The sequence below is a fragment of the Streptococcus sp. HMSC061E03 genome, from assembly GCF_001813505.1.
Classification (GTDB): Bacteria; Bacillota; Bacilli; order Lactobacillales; family Streptococcaceae; genus Streptococcus.
The window spans coordinates 31457-47731 of record NZ_KV812792.1 but is presented as its reverse complement, the minus strand read 5'-3'; the positions used below and the strand labels follow the sequence as shown (position 1 = coordinate 47731).

Annotated in this window: 15 protein-coding genes; 14 read left to right on the top strand and 1 reads right to left on the bottom strand. The window is 41.6% G+C overall.

The features are described from left to right. Positions 1-198: 198 nt before the first annotated feature. The 3 genes from glyS (at position 199) to HMPREF2917_RS07515 (ending at position 4072) form a co-directional block, all read left to right on the top strand. Positions 199-2235, top strand: a complete 2037-nt coding sequence (gene glyS, locus HMPREF2917_RS07525) for a glycine--tRNA ligase subunit beta (protein WP_070589980.1) — start codon at positions 199-201, stop codon at positions 2233-2235. Positions 2236-2268: 33 nt separating this feature from the next. Then, positions 2269-2526, top strand: coding sequence for a DUF896 family protein (locus HMPREF2917_RS07520; RefSeq protein WP_003010384.1), 258 nt, complete (start codon positions 2269-2271; stop codon positions 2524-2526). Positions 2527-2689: 163 nt separating this feature from the next. After that, positions 2690-4072 (top strand): amino acid permease, encoded by a 1383-nt coding sequence (locus HMPREF2917_RS07515; RefSeq protein ID WP_070586285.1) that lies wholly within the window; start codon positions 2690-2692, stop codon positions 4070-4072. A gap of 259 nt (positions 4073-4331) precedes the next feature. Here HMPREF2917_RS07515 and HMPREF2917_RS07510 read toward each other — a convergent pair whose 3' ends face one another. After that, positions 4332-4511, bottom strand: coding sequence for a hypothetical protein (locus HMPREF2917_RS07510; protein WP_042759811.1), 180 nt, complete (start codon positions 4509-4511; stop codon positions 4332-4334). Positions 4512-4661: 150 nt separating this feature from the next. On the opposite strand from HMPREF2917_RS07510, the gene rsmH reads away from it, so the two are divergent. The 11 genes from rsmH (at position 4662) to nadE (ending at position 16145) form a co-directional block, all read left to right on the top strand. Then, the gene (rsmH, locus tag HMPREF2917_RS07505) at positions 4662-5612 is read left to right on the top strand and encodes a 16S rRNA (cytosine(1402)-N(4))-methyltransferase RsmH (protein ID WP_070589978.1); all 951 of its coding nucleotides are present in this window, start codon (positions 4662-4664) and stop codon (positions 5610-5612) included. An 11-nt stretch (positions 5613-5623) separates the two neighbouring features. Next, positions 5624-5959: a cell division protein FtsL gene (ftsL, locus tag HMPREF2917_RS07500; RefSeq protein ID WP_003010374.1), complete on the top strand. Its 336-nt coding sequence runs from the start codon at positions 5624-5626 to the stop codon at positions 5957-5959. Continuing rightward, positions 5952-8234, top strand: a complete 2283-nt coding sequence (gene pbp2X / locus HMPREF2917_RS07495) for a penicillin-binding protein PBP2X (RefSeq protein ID WP_070589976.1) — start codon at positions 5952-5954, stop codon at positions 8232-8234. The genes ftsL and pbp2X overlap by 8 nt, the downstream gene beginning before the upstream one ends. Position 8235: 1 nt before the next feature. Beyond that, a complete protein-coding gene (gene mraY, locus HMPREF2917_RS07490; protein ID WP_070589973.1) occupies positions 8236-9228 on the top strand; it encodes a phospho-N-acetylmuramoyl-pentapeptide-transferase in 993 nt (330 codons plus the stop codon). Between the two features lie 133 nt (positions 9229-9361). After that, positions 9362-10705 (top strand): DEAD/DEAH box helicase, encoded by a 1344-nt coding sequence (locus tag HMPREF2917_RS07485; protein ID WP_023920282.1) that lies wholly within the window; start codon positions 9362-9364, stop codon positions 10703-10705. Positions 10706-10901: 196 nt separating this feature from the next. Continuing rightward, positions 10902-11702 carry an amino acid ABC transporter permease gene (locus tag HMPREF2917_RS07480; RefSeq protein ID WP_049498839.1) on the top strand — a complete coding sequence of 267 codons (801 nt, stop codon included), beginning with the start codon at positions 10902-10904 and terminating at the stop codon, positions 11700-11702. After that, entirely contained in the window at positions 11702-12445 is a 744-nt protein-coding gene (locus HMPREF2917_RS07475) for an amino acid ABC transporter ATP-binding protein (protein WP_003003991.1), read from the top strand. Before HMPREF2917_RS07480 ends, HMPREF2917_RS07475 begins: the two co-directional genes overlap by 1 nt. An 81-nt stretch (positions 12446-12526) precedes the next feature. Continuing rightward, a complete protein-coding gene (locus HMPREF2917_RS07470) occupies positions 12527-12754 on the top strand; it encodes a DUF4059 family protein (protein WP_003003995.1) in 228 nt (75 codons plus the stop codon). A gap of 58 nt (positions 12755-12812) precedes the next feature. Continuing rightward, positions 12813-13724 carry a thioredoxin-disulfide reductase gene (trxB, locus tag HMPREF2917_RS07465; RefSeq protein ID WP_070589970.1) on the top strand — a complete coding sequence of 304 codons (912 nt, stop codon included), beginning with the start codon at positions 12813-12815 and terminating at the stop codon, positions 13722-13724. 139 nt (positions 13725-13863) lie between these two features. After that, positions 13864-15324 carry a nicotinate phosphoribosyltransferase gene (locus HMPREF2917_RS07460; protein WP_070589968.1) on the top strand — a complete coding sequence of 487 codons (1461 nt, stop codon included), beginning with the start codon at positions 13864-13866 and terminating at the stop codon, positions 15322-15324. After that, on the top strand, positions 15321-16145 hold the full coding sequence (nadE, locus tag HMPREF2917_RS07455) for an ammonia-dependent NAD(+) synthetase (RefSeq protein ID WP_031575281.1): 825 nt from the start codon (positions 15321-15323) through the stop codon (positions 16143-16145). Before HMPREF2917_RS07460 ends, nadE begins: the two co-directional genes overlap by 4 nt. Positions 16146-16275 lie beyond the last annotated feature (130 nt).

Here is a 16275-nt window from a genome sequence, read left to right as displayed (position 1 = left end):
ATTAGATGGGATTGGCTGATCGAGCAATCCTACAGAACCAGTTGCCGCAGTGATAAAGGTATCGTTAGAGAAACTAACGATACCAGGCAAAATTGGAGACATTAGGCTCCAATTTTAGCAATGAAACGACGAAGTCGGTTGCTGCGTGCCAATCACATAAGGCAAACTGGAAAAAAAGATATTTTTCGGAGAAAAAACATGACAAAAAACTTATTAGTAGAACTTGGACTTGAAGAGTTGCCAGCCTACGTTGTCACACCAAGTGAAAAACAACTCGGTGAGAAAATGGCAGCCTTCTTGGATGACAACCGTCTTTCATACGAAAGCATTCAAACCTTCTCAACACCACGCCGTTTGGCCGTCCGTGTGATTGGTTTAGCGGATCAACAATCTGATTTGACCGAAGATTTTAAAGGACCTTCTAAGAAAATCGCCTTGGATGCAGATGGAAACTTCTCAAAAGCGGCTCAAGGATTCGTCCGTGGAAAAGGCTTGACGGTTGATGATATCGAATTCCGTGAAGTCAAAGGCGAAGAGTACGTTTATGTTACGAAGCACGAAGCTGGAAAACCAGCTAAAGAAGTCTTGGCTGGCGTTCCAGAGGTGCTTGCTTCATTGACCTTCCCTGTTAGCATGCACTGGGCTAACAACACCTTTGAATACATTCGCCCAGTTCACACCTTGATCGTTCTTTTGGGCGACGAAGCGCTCGACCTTGACTTCTTGGATATCCACTCAGGTCGTGTGAGCCGTGGACACCGTTTTCTTGGACATGAAGTGGAAATTACCAATGCGGATTCTTATGAAGAAGACCTTCGTACCGTTTACGTGATTGCGGATAGTAAAGAACGTGAAAACATGATTCGTGAGCAAATCAAAGCCATCGAAGCAGAACAAGGTGTTCAAGTTCAAATCGAAGAAGGCCTTTTGAATGAAGTCTTGAACTTGGTCGAATACCCAACTGCCTTTATGGGAAGTTTTGATACTAAGTATTTGGATGTTCCAGAAGAAGTTTTGGTGACCTCAATGGAAACGCACCAACGTTACTTTGTTGTACGTGACCTGGATGGTAAGCTTAAACCAAACTTCATCTCAGTTCGTAATGGGAACGCTGAGCACTTGGAAAATGTCGTTCGAGGAAATGAAAAAGTATTGGTGGCACGTCTTGAAGACGGTGAATTCTTCTGGCGTGAAGACCAAAAACTCAAGATTGAAGATCTGGTTGCTAAATTGGCGAATGTAACCTTCCATGAAAAAATCGGTTCTCTTTCAGAACACATGGCCCGTGCGGGTGTTATTGCAGCGTCATTGGCTGAGCAAGCTGGTTTGACTGCTGAAGAAACGGCAGCTGTCGCTCGTGCAGCTGAAATCTACAAATTTGACCTCTTGACGGGTATGGTCGGAGAGTTCGATGAATTGCAAGGAATCATGGGTGAAAAATACGCCCTCCTTGCTGGTGAGGATGCTGCGGTTGCGACAGCTATCCGTGAGCACTACCTTCCTGATTCAGCAGACGGAGCTCTTCCAGAGACTAAGGTTGGTGCCATCCTTGCGCTTGCAGATAAATTGGATATCCTCCTTTCCTTCTTCTCAGTTGGCTTGATTCCATCAGGTTCTAATGACCCTTATGCGCTTCGTCGTGCAACACAAGGAATTGTTCGTATCTTGGATGCCTTTGGTTGGCACATCCCTATGGATGAGTTGATCGACAGCCTTTACGGACTTTCATTTGCTAGTCTTTCTTATGACAATCAAGCAGAAGTGCTCAACTTCATCAAGGCGCGTGTGGACAAGATGATGGGACGTACACCAAAAGATATCAAAGAAGCTGTACTTGCTGGTTCAAATTTCGTGGTTGCGGATATGCTGGAAGCAGCAGATGCTCTCTCAGAAGCTGCTAAGACGGATGGTTACAAGGCAGCTGTTGAGTCACTCTCTCGTGCTTTCAACTTGGCAGAAAAAGCAGATGCTTCAGTAGAAGTCGACGCTAGTCTCTTTGAAAATGATCAAGAAAAAGCCCTTTCTAAAGCGATTGAAGAGCTTGAATTGACTGGTTCAGCAAGTGACAAATTGGCTCAACTCTTTGCTCTTAGCCCAGTCATTGATGCTTTCTTTGACAATACTATGGTAATGGCAGAAGATGAGGCGGTTAAAAACAACCGTTTGGCCCTTCTTGCAGGCCTTGTAGCGAAAGCTAATGCTGTTGCAGCCTTCAACCAATTGAACACAAAATAAGTACCTGATGACGGGTAGAAAGTAGGTTTTATTATGACACCTGAAAAAATCGCTCGAATCAATGAGCTTGCTAAAAAGAAAAAAACAGAAGGTTTGACGCCAGAAGAAACAGTGGAGCAAGCAAAACTTCGTGAAGAATACATTGAAGGTTATCGTCGTTCGGTTCGTCACCACATTGAAGGGATCAAAATTGTGGATGAAGAAGGTAACGATGTAACACCTGAGAAACTACGCCAAGTGCAACGGGAAAAAGGTTTGCATGGCCGTAGCCTCGATGACCCTAATTCATAAGCAAAAGAGTGCTGGAAGAGACTCCAGAACTCTTTTTAATCTATAAAATTCAGAATATTCTGGACTAGATTGACCAATTTTTAAAAACATGGTATAGTAGATTGTGTGAAAATTTGAAGTATACTTTTCTGAAAATGTACAGAAAAAGAATTGGAGTAATCATATGTCAAAAAAACATCATCCTGGTGAAGAAACCGAAAATGGGATGGTTCGTGGTCTGCAAAATCGGCATGTTCAGCTGATCGCTATTGCAGGAACCATCGGGACAGGGCTCTTTCTTGGAGCTGGTCGTTCCCTTTCTTTGACAGGTCCCTCTATTATTTTAGTCTATATGCTGACTGGCACCTTCATGTACTTGATGATGCGGGCGATCGGAGAAATGCTCTATATGGATCCTGATCAACACACCTTTATCAACTTTATCACCAAGTATCTAGGAAAAGGTTGGGGTTATTTTTCAGGATGGTCCTATTGGGTCTCCTTGGTATTTTTGGGAATGGCAGAGATCACCGCTGTTTCCAACTATGTCCAGCTTTGGTTTCCAAATTGGCCAGCCTGGCAGATTCAAATTATCTTTTTAGCGCTCTTAAGTTGTGTAAACTTGATCGCTGTGAAGGTTTTTGGAGAGGTTGAATTCTGGTTTGGAATGATCAAGATTGTCACTATTTTAGCCTTGATCGCAACAGGAATCTTTATGGTGACGACGAATTTTGAAACACCAGCTGGACACGCTAGCTTAAGTAACATTACCAATGGTTTTCAAATGTTTCCAAATGGTTGGGTCAAGTTCGTCATGGCCTTCCAAATGGTCTTCTTTGCTTACCAAGCGATCGAGTTTGTCGGAATTACTACTTCTGAAACAGCTAATCCCCGACAAGTATTGCCAAAAGCTATTAAAGAAATTCCAATCCGGATTGTGATCTTTTATGTAGGAGCTTTGTTGGCGATTATGGCTATTTTCCCTTGGCAACAGCTTCCTGTCAATAAGTCACCGTTTGTAACAGTCTTTCAGATGGTAGGAATCAAGTGGGCAGCAGGATTGATTAATTTTGTTGTACTGACAGCTGCGGCATCTTCCTTGAATTCTACTCTCTATTCAACAGGGCGTCACTTGTACCAGATTGCAAAAGAAACACCAAACAGTAAAGTGATGAATCGTTTGAAACTGAATAGCTTATCTCGTATGGGAATTCCAAGTCGGGCGATTATTTTTTCTGCGATTGTGGTTGCTGTTTCAGCCTTTATCAATGTCTTGCCAGGTGTCTCAGATGCCTTTGCCTTGATTACGGCATCTTCTTCTGGTGTCTACATTGCTATTTACATTTTGACTATGCTTGCCCATCTTAAGTACCGTAAATCGAAAGAATTTATGCCAGATGGTTTTGTCATGCCAGCCTATAAAGTGTTGAATCCATTGACCATTGTTTTCTTCCTCTTTGTATTCGTTTGTCTCTTCTTGCAAGAATCAACATACATTGGAGCGATTGGAGCAACCATCTGGATCATTCTTTTTGGGATTTACAGCAATTGGAAACATAATCAATAAACCGAAAGAGAGTGGGACAGAAATCGGTCATTCGTTAGAATTCGATTTCGTCGTCCCACCTTCGCACAGTTGAGTAGGCCTGTATAAGCTGATGAAATCAGCGTATTAGAGCCCACTCAACAACTGCGTCTTGCTCGACAATCCAAAAACAATAGAGAGGCTAGGACTTTTGTCCCAGCCTCTTTTTTATTTCAGAGCTAGTTTGCTTTTTTTAAGAAATTTCTTGGAGGGAATAAAAGAAAAACAGAGATGGAAGAAATTATTTTTCTTCCATCTCTGTTTTTTGTCCTTGAATGGCTTTTTTGAACCACCAAAGTGAGCCGACTAGGATCAGGGCAGCAAGCCAAAAAATCCAAGCCTCAATAGTGGTTAGAAAAAAGTAGAGAGCGATAGCATCGACCAATAAAAGTGGGATGAGAATCTGTTTTCTTATTTTCATAAGAATATTGTATCATAAATCCTAGAGGAAACAAGTGAAATCAAGCCTTTCTAGGTATTTTGTAGGATCCGAAAAGGTCCGATAGGATTAGTTAGTGAATTTTCTTTCAGGAGTGCATCTTGGTCCCATTTGTGGTAAAATAGTAAAGATATGAGTAAAGAATTTCATCATGTAACGGTTTTGCTTCATGAAACGATCGATATGCTGGATGTTAAGCCAGATGGGATCTATGTAGACGCCACATTGGGTGGGGCAGGCCACAGCGAATATTTGTTAACAAAATTAAATGAATCGGGCCATCTTTATGCCTTCGACCAAGATCAGCATGCGATTGAGAATGCTAAGATTCGTTTGGCACCTTTCATCGAGAAAGGCATGGTGACCTTCATTAAGGATAACTTTCGTCATTTGAAGGAACGTCTAAACGAATTGGGTGTGACTGAAATTGATGGAATCTGTTATGACCTAGGTGTCTCTAGTCCTCAGTTAGATGAACGGGAACGCGGATTTTCTTATAAGAAAGATGCGCCTCTGGACATGCGGATGAATCAAGAAGCTTCCTTGACAGCCTATGAGGTCGTTAATAGCTACGATTACCATGATCTAGTCCGTATTTTTTTTAAATATGGAGAGGACAAATTTTCCAAGCAAATTGCGCGGAAAATTGAGCAAGCACGAGCAATTAAACCGATTGAAACGACGACTGAATTAGCAGAGATTATTAAATCTGCTAAACCAGCTAAGGAGCTCAAGAAAAAGGGCCATCCTGCTAAACAGATTTTCCAAGCCATTCGTATCGAAGTCAATGATGAATTGGGAGCTGCAGATGAATCGATTCAGCAAGCCATGGATTTGTTGGCCCTCGATGGTCGTATTTCTGTGATTACCTTTCATTCGTTAGAGGATCGATTGACCAAACAATTGTTTAAAGAAGCTTCGACGGTTGAGGTTCCAAAAGGACTTCCCTTTATTCCAGATGATTTGAAACCAAAGATGGAGTTGGTCAACCGGAAACCTATTTTGCCAAGTGAAGAGGAGCTTGAGGGCAATAATCGATCCCATTCAGCAAAATTACGGGTTGCTCGAAAAATACACAAGTAAGAGGAATTGATATGGCAGCAAGAGATGAGAGAACAAGAACACAGGTATTGCAAGACCACTTTCGCCGTTTCTCTAGAGTAGAAAAGGCTTTTTATGGGTCGATTGTCCTAACAGCTGTTATTTTAGCCATTAGTATCGTCTTTATGCAGACACGAATTTTACAAGTACAGAGTGAGTTGACTGATTTGAATACGGAACTAGAAGCCAAAAAGACGGAATTGGCAGATGTTCGTCAAGAGGTCAATGAATTAACACGTTATGACCGCTTATCACAGTTGGCTAGCTCCCAAGGAATGAAGCTGCAAAAAGAAAATCGAAAAACAGTGAGTGCAAGTAGTGATGAATAAATTTAAAAAATTTTTAATCGGGTATTCGATAAAGAAACGTCGCTTGCCGGATCAGAATCGAAAACAAGTTGGGAAAAATCTCAGTGTACTGGCGATTTTCCTCTTTTTTCTCTTTCTGATTAATTTTGCAATGATTATTGGGACTGACAAAAAATTCGGTGTGACCTTATCGGATCAAGCAAAAAAAGTCCATGAGGAGACGGTTATTGTTCCTGCAAAACGTGGAACGATCTATGACCGAAATGGAGCAGTAATTGCTGAAGATGCTACGACCTATAACGTTTATGCTGTTATTGATAAAAAGTACAAATCAGCAACCGGAAAAATCCTCTATGTAGAAGAGAGCCAATTTAAAAAAGTAGCAGAAATCTTTAAGCAGTACTTAGGGATGGATGAGGATTACGTCATTCAACAGTTGTCGCAAAAGAAATTGAAACAAGTTTCTTTTGGATCGAACGGAAACGGCATTACTTATAGTAATATGACGGCTATCCGTGAGGCCATGGAAGCAGCGAAGATTGAAGGGGTTGCCTTTACAACTAGTCCAAATCGAAGCTATAAAAATGGAGTTTTTGCCTCTCAATTTATAGGGCAGGCCTCTCTTCAAGAAGATAAAGAGGGGAATAAAACCTTGAAGGGGCAATCAGGGATGGAGAAATCCCTCGATCGTATTCTCGCTGGTCAAAATGGAGTCATCACCTATGACAAAGACCGAAACGGCAATATCGTTCCTGGTTCAGATAAGGTTTCTGTCAAAACAGAAGATGGAAAAGATGTTTATACGACCATTTCGGCAGAATTGCAGACCTACCTTGAGACACGTATGGATGTTTTCCAAGAAAAAGTAAAAGGAAAGTATGTTAGTGCGACTCTTGTGAGTGCAAAAACAGGAGAAATCCTTGCGACAACGCAACGTCCATCTTATAATGCGGATACCAAACAAGGGCTGGATCTGAAAAACTTGAAAACCTGGAATACCATCCTTTATCAAGATCAATATGAACCGGGTTCAACGATGAAGGTCATGTTATTAGCTTCGGCGATTGATCATGGAACCTTCCCAGCTTATAATGAGGTATACTACAGTAACGAACTACAAGTAAAAGATGCGACCATCCGTGACTGGGATGTCAATATGGGACTGGCTGAAGGTCGCTATATGAATATCGCGCAGGGCTTTGCCTATTCTAGTAATATTGGGATGACCAAGCTAGAGCAGAAGATGGGAAATAACGTCTGGATGAATTACCTCCACCGCTTCAAATTTGGTCTCCCTACCCGTTTTGGCATGGGCGATGAGGGTTTTGGAAGCCTTCCGGGTGATAACTATGTTACTCAAGCTATGTCTGCCTTTGGACAAGGGCTATCTGTCACCCAAACGCAGATGTTGCGAGCATTCTCTGCCATTGCAAATGATGGGGAAATGTTGGAGCCGAAATTTATTAGTGCTATTTACGATAAAAAATCAGACACAGCCCGCAAATCAAAAAAAGAAGTTGTTGGAAAACCAGTTTCAGGATCAGCTGCGCAACAGACACGGAACTATATGATCACCGTCGGAACAGATCCAGAGTATGGAACCTTGTACAGTGATGGACCCATCATTCAGGTACCCGGTCAAATCGTTGCGGTGAAATCAGGGACTGCCCAAATGGCGACAGATCAAGGATACTTGCAAGGAGAAAATGATTATATCAACTCGGTTGTAGCCATGACACCTGCAGAAGATCCTGAATTCATCATGTATGTGACGGTCCAACAACCAGAAGTGAAATTCTCAGCCACCAGCTGGGAAGAACTGGTCAATCCTATTTTGGAAGATGCAGTTGCTTTAAAAGACGAATTGCACTTAACATCAGAGGCACCAACTTTGGATGATGTGACCAAAGAAACGACCTACAAAATCCCTTCAGTGGAAACTCTCTCTAAAGAGTTGAATCTGAAGCAAAATCTAAGCCCAGGTGCTTATTCAGAGGAATTGCGTCGCAATTTGGTGCAACCAATTGTCCTAGGAACCGGGAAAAATATCCGCAAAATGTCTGTGGATGTAGGCTCTAAAGTCAAAGCCAATCAACAAGTATTGTTATTGACAGAAGACTTTGATGCGGTTCCAGATATGTATGGTTGGACTAAGAAAAATGCAGACATCTTTGGAGAATGGACTGGAATTGAAATTACCTATAAAGGTAGTGGAAAGAAAGTAACCAAACAAAGTGTCAAAATGAACACCTCACTCAATAAAACCAAAAAGATTACGTTAACATTAGGAGACTAAGATGTATATTGCTACGATCCTTGTATCGTTTCTATTAACAGTGGCTGCTATTCCAGCCTTTATTCGATTTTACCATCGTGCTCATATTTCTGGGCAACAAATGCATGAAGATGTGAAACAACACAAAGCGAAAGCTGGCACTCCAACAATGGGTGGAGTGGTGTTTCTCATTACAGCAGTTCTAGTCAGTTTTGTCGTTACCGTATTGACTGGAAATTTCACGCGACCTGTTCAACTTACTCTATTTATCTTGATTCTATATGGAATTGTTGGATTTTTGGATGACTTTTTAAAGGTTTTTCGTAAGATTAATGAAGGGCTCAATCCAAAGCAAAAATTAGCTCTTCAACTCGTTGGTGGAATCATCTTCTATATTTTTTCTGAACGCCACGGTGCAGGAAGCCTTTTGAATGTCTTTGGTTACGATCTTTACTTGGGCCATTTCTACATTCTCTTTGCTTTGTTTTGGTTGGTTGGTTTTTCAAATGCCGTCAATTTGACAGATGGGATTGATGGATTAGCCAGCATTTCCGTTGCCATTAGCCTGAGTGCCTATTCCTTTATTGCCTATATGCAAGGAAAATGGGACATTCTCTTTGTCACCTTGAGTATGATTGGGGCCTTGCTAGGATTCTTTGTCTTCAACCACAAGCCGGCTAAAATCTTTATGGGAGATGTCGGTAGTCTAGCTCTTGGAGGGATGCTTGCAGCCTTGTCAATGGCTTTGCATGTCGAGTGGACGCTGCTCTTGATTGGTCTGGTCTATGTCATTGAAACAGGTTCAGTGATGCTACAAGTGACCTATTTCAAATGGACCAAGAAACGTTACGGGGAAGGACGTCGGATTTTCCGAATGACTCCTTTCCACCATCATTTAGAACTGGGCGGCCTTTCTGGTAATGGGCAAAACTGGTCAGAATGGAAAGTGGATGCCTTTATGTGGACCATTGCCTTTGTAACAAGTGTCGTGACTCTAGTCCTTCTCTACCTATAAAACGACGGTGGGCTTGCCCATCGTTTTTTGCTGACTGAGAGAGACTTCGCTGGTTAGGAAAAATGACTCATAAGAGAAGCAAGAAGACAGCTTTTCTGATATAATAATAGAGATCATGAAAGGAACTGAGAAAATGAAATTTACAGAGTTTAATTTTAAGCCCTATATTCAAGAGGCACTGAAAGAAATCAATTTTAGAGAAGCAACCGAAGTACAGGAAAAACTAATTCCGATTGTCCTAGCTGGAAATGATTTGGTAGGAGAGTCAAAGACTGGTTCTGGGAAAACCCATACGTTCCTCTTGCCGATTTTTCAAACGTTAAACGAAGACAGCCAACAAGTTGAAGCGGTCATCACGGCTCCTAGTCGGGAGTTGGCGACGCAAATTTACCAAGCTGCTCGTCAAATCGCTAGTCATTCTGAAAAAGAGATTCGGATTGTGAATTATGTTGGAGGAACGGATAAAAGCCGTCAGATTGAAAAACTGCAGGTCAAACAACCACATATCGTGATTGGAACTCCAGGCCGGATCTACGATCTAGTTGCATCTGGTGATCTGGCTATTCATAAGGCCCATACTTTTGTGGTAGATGAGGCGGATATGACACTGGACATGGGATTCTTGTCAACCGTGGATAAGATTGCTTCAAGACTTCCGCAACAACTGCAATTTTTAGTTTTTTCAGCCACCATTCCGCAGAAATTACAACCTTTCTTGAAAAAATATCTCTCAAACCCAGTCATGGAGCAGATTAAGACCAAGACGGTGATTTCAGATACCATCGATAATTGGCTGGTTTCGACCAAGGGTCGGGATAAAAATGAGCAAATTTACCAATTGACCAAGACCTTGCAACCTTATTTGGCTATGATTTTCGTTAATACCAAAACGAGAGCAGATGATCTCCATGCCTATTTAGTGGCTCAAGGATTAAAAGTGGCGAAGATTCACGGAGATATCCCACCACGTGAACGGAAACGGATCATGAATCAGGTTAAAAATCTTGATTTTGAGTATATTGTGGCCACAGATTTGGCGGCGCGTGGAATTGATATCGAAGGGGTGAGTCATGTCATCAACGATGCCATTCCACAAGATCTTTCCTTCTTTGTTCACCGTGTTGGCCGGACAGGACGCAATGGTCTACCAGGTGTCGCTATTACTCTTTATCAACCGAGTGATGATTCAGATATCCGTGAACTAGAAAAAATGGGCATTCGTTTCGTACCGAAAGTGTTGAAAAATGGGGTTATTGAAGATACTTATGATCGGGATAGACGGGCCAATCGTGAGAAAAAGCAAGAGAAACTCGACATCGAAATGATTGGTCTGGTGAAGAAGAAAAAGAAAAAAATCAAACCAGGCTACAAGAAAAAAATTAAATGGGCAGTTGATGAAAAGCGGAGAAAAGCTAAGCGAGCTGAAAACCGTGCGCGTGGTCGGGCCGAACGAAAGGCCAAACGTCAAACTTTCTAACCCCTTCTTTCAAATGTTCAGAAGAAAACATAGATTTTCTTTATGAACTCCATAAAGAAAAACTATTAGGAACTTGTCTAAAATTATGATAGACTAAATTTGAGTAGTCTATCATTTTTCTATTTCTGTAGCAATTTTTGGAATTCCGATAGTGAATGTGATAGAATGTTTATGTTCGAGAAAGGAAGTAACAAAAATGTTTACAACTAATCTTTTAACTGCCAACTGGTATGCTGACTTTTTAAAACACGTTCCAGATAGCAAGCTGTTTAGTTTGAGAGCTGTATTGGATGCATTTCCGGCTGTCATAGGAAAATTGCCTGTGACGATTTTATTAGCCCTAGGAGGCGCATTTTTTGGGATTATTTTTGCCATGATTTTTGCTCTGGTCAAAATTAATCGTGTACGAATTCTTTACCCGATTCAAGCTGTTTTTGTCAGTTTTTTACGGGGGACTCCTTTGTTGGTTCAGTTGATGTTGACCTATTATGGGATTCCTCTTATTTTAAAAGCGATCAATCAGTCTTATGGAACAGCTTTTAATATTAATGCCATTCCGGCTGAGCTGTTTGCAATTGTTGCTCTTGCCTTTAATGAGGCGGCTTATGCGAGTGAGACCATCCGGGCAGCCATTTTATCAGTGGATCCTGGTGAAATTGAGGCAGCGCGTAGTCTTGGGATGACCAACCGTCAAGTTTATCGCCGGATTATTATTCCCAATGCAGCAGTCGTTGCAACTCCTACTTTAATCAACTCTCTCATCGGATTGACCAAGGGGACTTCGCTAGCCTTTAGTGCCAGTGTGGTTGAAATTTTTGCCCAAGCACGGATTATTGGTGGGAGCGATTTGAAGTACTTTGAACGCTTTATCACGGTATCGATTGTTTACTGGATTGTGAACATTCTCATTGAAATACTAGGCCGTCACATTGAACGTCGACTGGATATTGAGACTCCCGTAGCAATTGATTTACCAGATCAGGAGGTCCGTATCTAATGATTTATATTTCAGAATTATCAAAGACATTTTCAGGTCAAAAGGTTTTAAATAATCTCAGTTTGGAAATTCAAAAAGGGGAAGTCGTGGCCCTAATCGGGTCTTCGGGAGCTGGTAAATCAACCTTCTTACGCAGTTTAAACTATTTGGAAGCACCAGATAGCGGTAGAATTAAGATTGATGATTTCGAAGTTGATTTTGAGCACATTACCCAAGATCAAATCTTAACCTTAAGAAGAAAATTGGCCATGGTGTTCCAACAGTTTAATTTATTTGGTAGAAAAACAGCCCTTGAAAATGTGAAAGAAGGGCTCATTGTTGTGAAGGGCTTATCCGATCAAGAAGCAACGAAAATTGCTCGAGAAGAACTGGCAAAAGTCGGCTTATCGGATCGTGAAAATCACTATCCTCGTCACCTCTCAGGTGGACAAAAACAACGGGTTGCTTTGGCTCGTGCCTTGGCCATGAAACCAGAGGTTCTTTTGCTGGATGAACCGACTTCAGCCTTGGATCCAGAATTGGTTGGAGAAGTTGAAAAATCCATTGCCAATGCGGCAAAATCGGGACAAACCATGGTACTGGTCAGCCATGATATGTCTTTTGTAGCGCAAGTAGCAGATAAGGTCCTATTTTTGGATAAAGGACGGATTATTGAATCTGGAACACCAGAGGAAATCATGCAACATCCAAAAGAAGAACGGACAAAAGAATTCTTTGCTAGTTACAAACGGACCTATGTTTGATATAATAGAGAAGAGGTAAGACTCAGCTGGCGATGCTAGCTGGGTTTGTTTTCTGAAAATGTAAAAATATTTGGAGTCGTGATGTTAAATAAATTATTGTCCTTATATTTACAAAGTTTAGTGACGACAACGATTTTAGTTGGGATCGCTTCTTGTATTTGGATTGGCTACCGTGCCCTTAAGAAGAAAGATAAAACAGCCAAGCAACGACAAGCCCATTTGTATGATATCCTCTTAATTGATATCATGACGATTCCTATTTTAACCTTTGCGGTCATAGGGATTTTGTTTATCTTTCAAGCACGATAATTGCAAAAAGACCGTGTTAGAATTATAATGGTTACAACAAAACAGAAAGAGGTTGAGTATGTTTGATACAGTGATTATTGGAGCGGGTCCTGCAGGGATGACTGCTGCCCTTTATGCAGCACGAAGCAATTTAAAGGTCGCATTGATTGAGAGAGGAATTCCAGGCGGTCAAATGAACAATACGTCTGACATTGAAAACTATCCTGGCTATGCGAATATTAGTGGCCCAGACTTGGCTGAAAAAATGTTTGAGCCTTTAGAAAATCTTGGTGTGGAACATTTGTTTGGACAGGTAGAGCGCATCGAAGACCACGGAGCAACCAAAAAGATTGTCACAGATGATGGGGAATTTGAAGCTAAAACCGTGGTGATTGCAACAGGGTCTAACCACCGTCCATTGAATGTCCCTGGCGAAGAGGAGCTGAATAGTAGAGGGGTTTCCTACTGTGCTGTTTGTGATGGAGCTTTCTTTAGAGACGAGGATCTCTTGGTCGTTGGTGGAGGTGATTCTGCGGTAGAAGAAGCTGTCTTTTTGACTCAGTTTGCAAAAACAGTGACCATTGCCCATCGTCGTGATCAGTTGCGTGCCCAAAAAGTTCTTCAAGATCGTGCCTTTGCCAATGATAAAATTCATTTTGCTTGGAATACGGTTGTTGAAGAAATTAAGGGGGAACCAAAAGTAACGTCTGTCCTTTTAAAAGATGTGAAGACAGGAGAGGTTAGAGAGCAAGCCTTCGGTGGTGTCTTTATCTATGTCGGTTTAGATCCTGTCAGTGAATTTGCGACAGAACTTGGTATTTTAGATGAAAATGGCTGGGTGGTCACGGATGATCATATGAGAACCACAGTCCCAGGTATTTTTGCAGTTGGCGATGTTCGTCAAAAAGACCTACGTCAAGTGACGACAGCCGTCGGAGACGGTGCGATTGCTGGCCAAGAAGTTTATAAATATATCACAGAAAACTTTTAATCTTTTAAAAATCTGAGGTTTGTGTCTCAGATTTTTTTTGTGCTTTCCTTTCAGTATTCAATGGGGCTGAAATGTGCTATAATGGTACTAATTTTATGGTAGGAATTCATAGAACAAATCTAAAAAAAGAGGTATTCATATGTATCCAGATGACAGTTTAACGTTGCATACTGATTTATACCAAATCAACATGATGCAGGTCTATTTTGATCAAGGTATCCACAATAAACATGCTGTATTTGAAGTGTATTTTCGTCAACAGCCTTTTAAAAACGGCTATGCTGTATTTGCTGGCTTAGAGCGAATTGTGAAATATTTGGAAAACTTGAGTTTTTCTGAGAGCGATATTGCCTATTTAGAGTCACTTGGTTATCATGGAGCCTTCTTGGAATATCTCCGTGATCTCAAGTTGGAATTGACGGTACGCTCGGCTCAAGAAGGTGACTTAGTTTTTGCCAATGAACCAATTGTCCAGGTCGAAGGTCCTCTGGCTCAGTGTCAATTGGTGGAAACAGCCCTCTTAAATATAGTCAACTTTCAAACCTTGATAGCCACAAAGGCTGCACGCATTCGTTCGGTCATTGAAGATGAGCCTTTGATGGAATTTGGGACACGTCGCGCGCAAGAAATGGATGCTGCGATTTGGGGAACTCGTGCGGCAGTCATCGGAGGTGCTAATGGGACTAGTAATGTTCGGGCAGGAAAACTCTTTGGAATCCCTGTTTTAGGAACCCATGCCCATTCTCTTGTACAGGTATATGGAAATGACTACCAAGCCTTTAAGGCCTATGCGGAAACCCATAAAGATTGTGTCTTCCTCGTCGATACCTATGATACCCTTCGTATTGGGGTACCAGCAGCTATTCAGGTAGCGCGTGAAATGGGAGAGAAGATCAATTTCTTAGGCGTTCGGATTGATTCAGGAGATATTGCCTATATTTCTAAAAAAGTTCGCCAGCAATTAGATGAGGCTGGGTTTACAAATGCTAAAATCTACGCTTCTAACGACTTGGATGAAAATACCATCCTCAACTTAAAAATGCAAAAAGCAAAAATTGATGTATGGGGTGTGGGAACCAAACTAATTACGGCTTACGATCAACCAGCACTTGGGGCGGTATACAAAATTGTTTCTGTTGAAAACGAAGCAGGAGAGATGATCAATACCATCAAGCTTTCTAATAATGCAGAGAAAGTTTCTACTCCAGGTAAAAAGCAAATCTGGCGGATTACCAGTCGTGAAAAAGGTAAGTCAGAAGGGGACTACATTACTTATGATGGAGTAGATGTTTCTCAACTGACAGAACTTAAAATGTTCCATCCGACTTATACCTACATCAATAAAACGGTCCGAAACTTTGAGGCTATTCCTCTTTTAGTGGATATTTTTAAAGAGGGGCAATTGGTTTATCAACTACCACCATTATCAGAAATTCAAGAATATGCTCGTAAAAATTACGATCAATTGTGGGATGAATACAAGCGTGTCCTTAATCCACAGCATTACCCAGTTGACTTGGCAAAAGATATTTGGCAGGATAAGATGGATCTAATCGAGGAAATGCGTAACAAGGCCAATGGAGAAGGAGAAGCAAAATGAGTTTGCAAGAAGAGATTATCCAACAATTGGGTGTCAAGCCTAGCATTGATCCTCAGGAAGAGATTCGCCGCTCGGTTGATTTCTTAAAAAGATATCTAAAAAAACATCCCTTCTTGAAAACATTTGTATTAGGGATCTCAGGAGGACAAGATTCGACTCTTGCTGGGCGATTAGCTCAATTAGCCATGGAAGAAATGCGCTCAGAGACAGGAGATGCCTCCTATCAATTTATTGCTGTTCGCCTTCCTTATGGGGTACAGACAGATGAAGAAGATGCTCAAAAAGCTTTGACCTTTATCCAGCCAGATGTCAGCCTAGTCGTTAACATCAAGGAATCAGTTGATGCCATGGAACGCGCTGTCGAAGCAACAGGAACGGATATCTCCGACTTCAACAAGGGCAATATCAAGGCTCGCAGTCGCATGATTGCTCAGTATGCTTTAGCAGGTGCGCGGAGTGGAGCCGTTATTGGGACGGACCATGCAGCGGAAAATATTACAGGTTTCTTCACAAAATTTGGAGATGGTGGTGCAGATATTTTACCCCTTTTCCGTTTGAACAAGCGCCAAGGAAAACAATTGCTTAAAGCCTTGGGAGCTGATCCTGCTCTCTATGAGAAAATCCCAACTGCAGATTTGGAAGAAGAAAAACCAGGAATAGCAGACGAAGTAGCGCTGGGTGTCACCTATAATGAAATCGATGATTACCTAGAAGGCAAACAAGTGAGCCCAGAAGCTCAAGCCACTATTGAAAAATGGTGGTACAAAGGCCAACACAAACGCCACCTGCCAATCACAGTATTTGATCATTTCTGGGAGTAAAAAGGTCCACTGGACCTTTTTAGCCCGAGTCTTAAAATAGGAAAACGAGACAGAAATCGGTAACTCGCAGAGTTCGATTTCGTAGTCTCACCATACAATATTGTGAAAAGCATCAAAAAGAAGGGCGATT

What these genes read in the sequence shown, in the direction of transcription:
- glyS (WP_070589980.1), top strand. Translation starts at nt 199, where the DNA reads ATGACAAAAAACTTATTAGTAGAACTTGGACTTGAAGAGTTGCCAGCC.
- HMPREF2917_RS07520 (WP_003010384.1), top strand. Translation starts at nt 2,269, where the DNA reads ATGACACCTGAAAAAATCGCTCGAATCAATGAGCTTGCTAAAAAGAAA.
- HMPREF2917_RS07515 (WP_070586285.1), top strand. Translation starts at nt 2,690, where the DNA reads ATGTCAAAAAAACATCATCCTGGTGAAGAAACCGAAAATGGGATGGTT.
- HMPREF2917_RS07510 (WP_042759811.1), bottom strand. Translation starts at nt 4,511, where the DNA reads ATGAAAATAAGAAAACAGATTCTCATCCCACTTTTATTGGTCGATGCT.
- rsmH (WP_070589978.1), top strand. Translation starts at nt 4,662, where the DNA reads ATGAGTAAAGAATTTCATCATGTAACGGTTTTGCTTCATGAAACGATC.
- ftsL (WP_003010374.1), top strand. Translation starts at nt 5,624, where the DNA reads ATGGCAGCAAGAGATGAGAGAACAAGAACACAGGTATTGCAAGACCAC.
- pbp2X (WP_070589976.1), top strand. Translation starts at nt 5,952, where the DNA reads ATGAATAAATTTAAAAAATTTTTAATCGGGTATTCGATAAAGAAACGT.
- mraY (WP_070589973.1), top strand. Translation starts at nt 8,236, where the DNA reads ATGTATATTGCTACGATCCTTGTATCGTTTCTATTAACAGTGGCTGCT.
- HMPREF2917_RS07485 (WP_023920282.1), top strand. Translation starts at nt 9,362, where the DNA reads ATGAAATTTACAGAGTTTAATTTTAAGCCCTATATTCAAGAGGCACTG.
- HMPREF2917_RS07480 (WP_049498839.1), top strand. Translation starts at nt 10,902, where the DNA reads ATGTTTACAACTAATCTTTTAACTGCCAACTGGTATGCTGACTTTTTA.
- HMPREF2917_RS07475 (WP_003003991.1), top strand. Translation starts at nt 11,702, where the DNA reads ATGATTTATATTTCAGAATTATCAAAGACATTTTCAGGTCAAAAGGTT.
- HMPREF2917_RS07470 (WP_003003995.1), top strand. Translation starts at nt 12,527, where the DNA reads ATGTTAAATAAATTATTGTCCTTATATTTACAAAGTTTAGTGACGACA.
- trxB (WP_070589970.1), top strand. Translation starts at nt 12,813, where the DNA reads ATGTTTGATACAGTGATTATTGGAGCGGGTCCTGCAGGGATGACTGCT.
- HMPREF2917_RS07460 (WP_070589968.1), top strand. Translation starts at nt 13,864, where the DNA reads ATGTATCCAGATGACAGTTTAACGTTGCATACTGATTTATACCAAATC.
- nadE (WP_031575281.1), top strand. Translation starts at nt 15,321, where the DNA reads ATGAGTTTGCAAGAAGAGATTATCCAACAATTGGGTGTCAAGCCTAGC.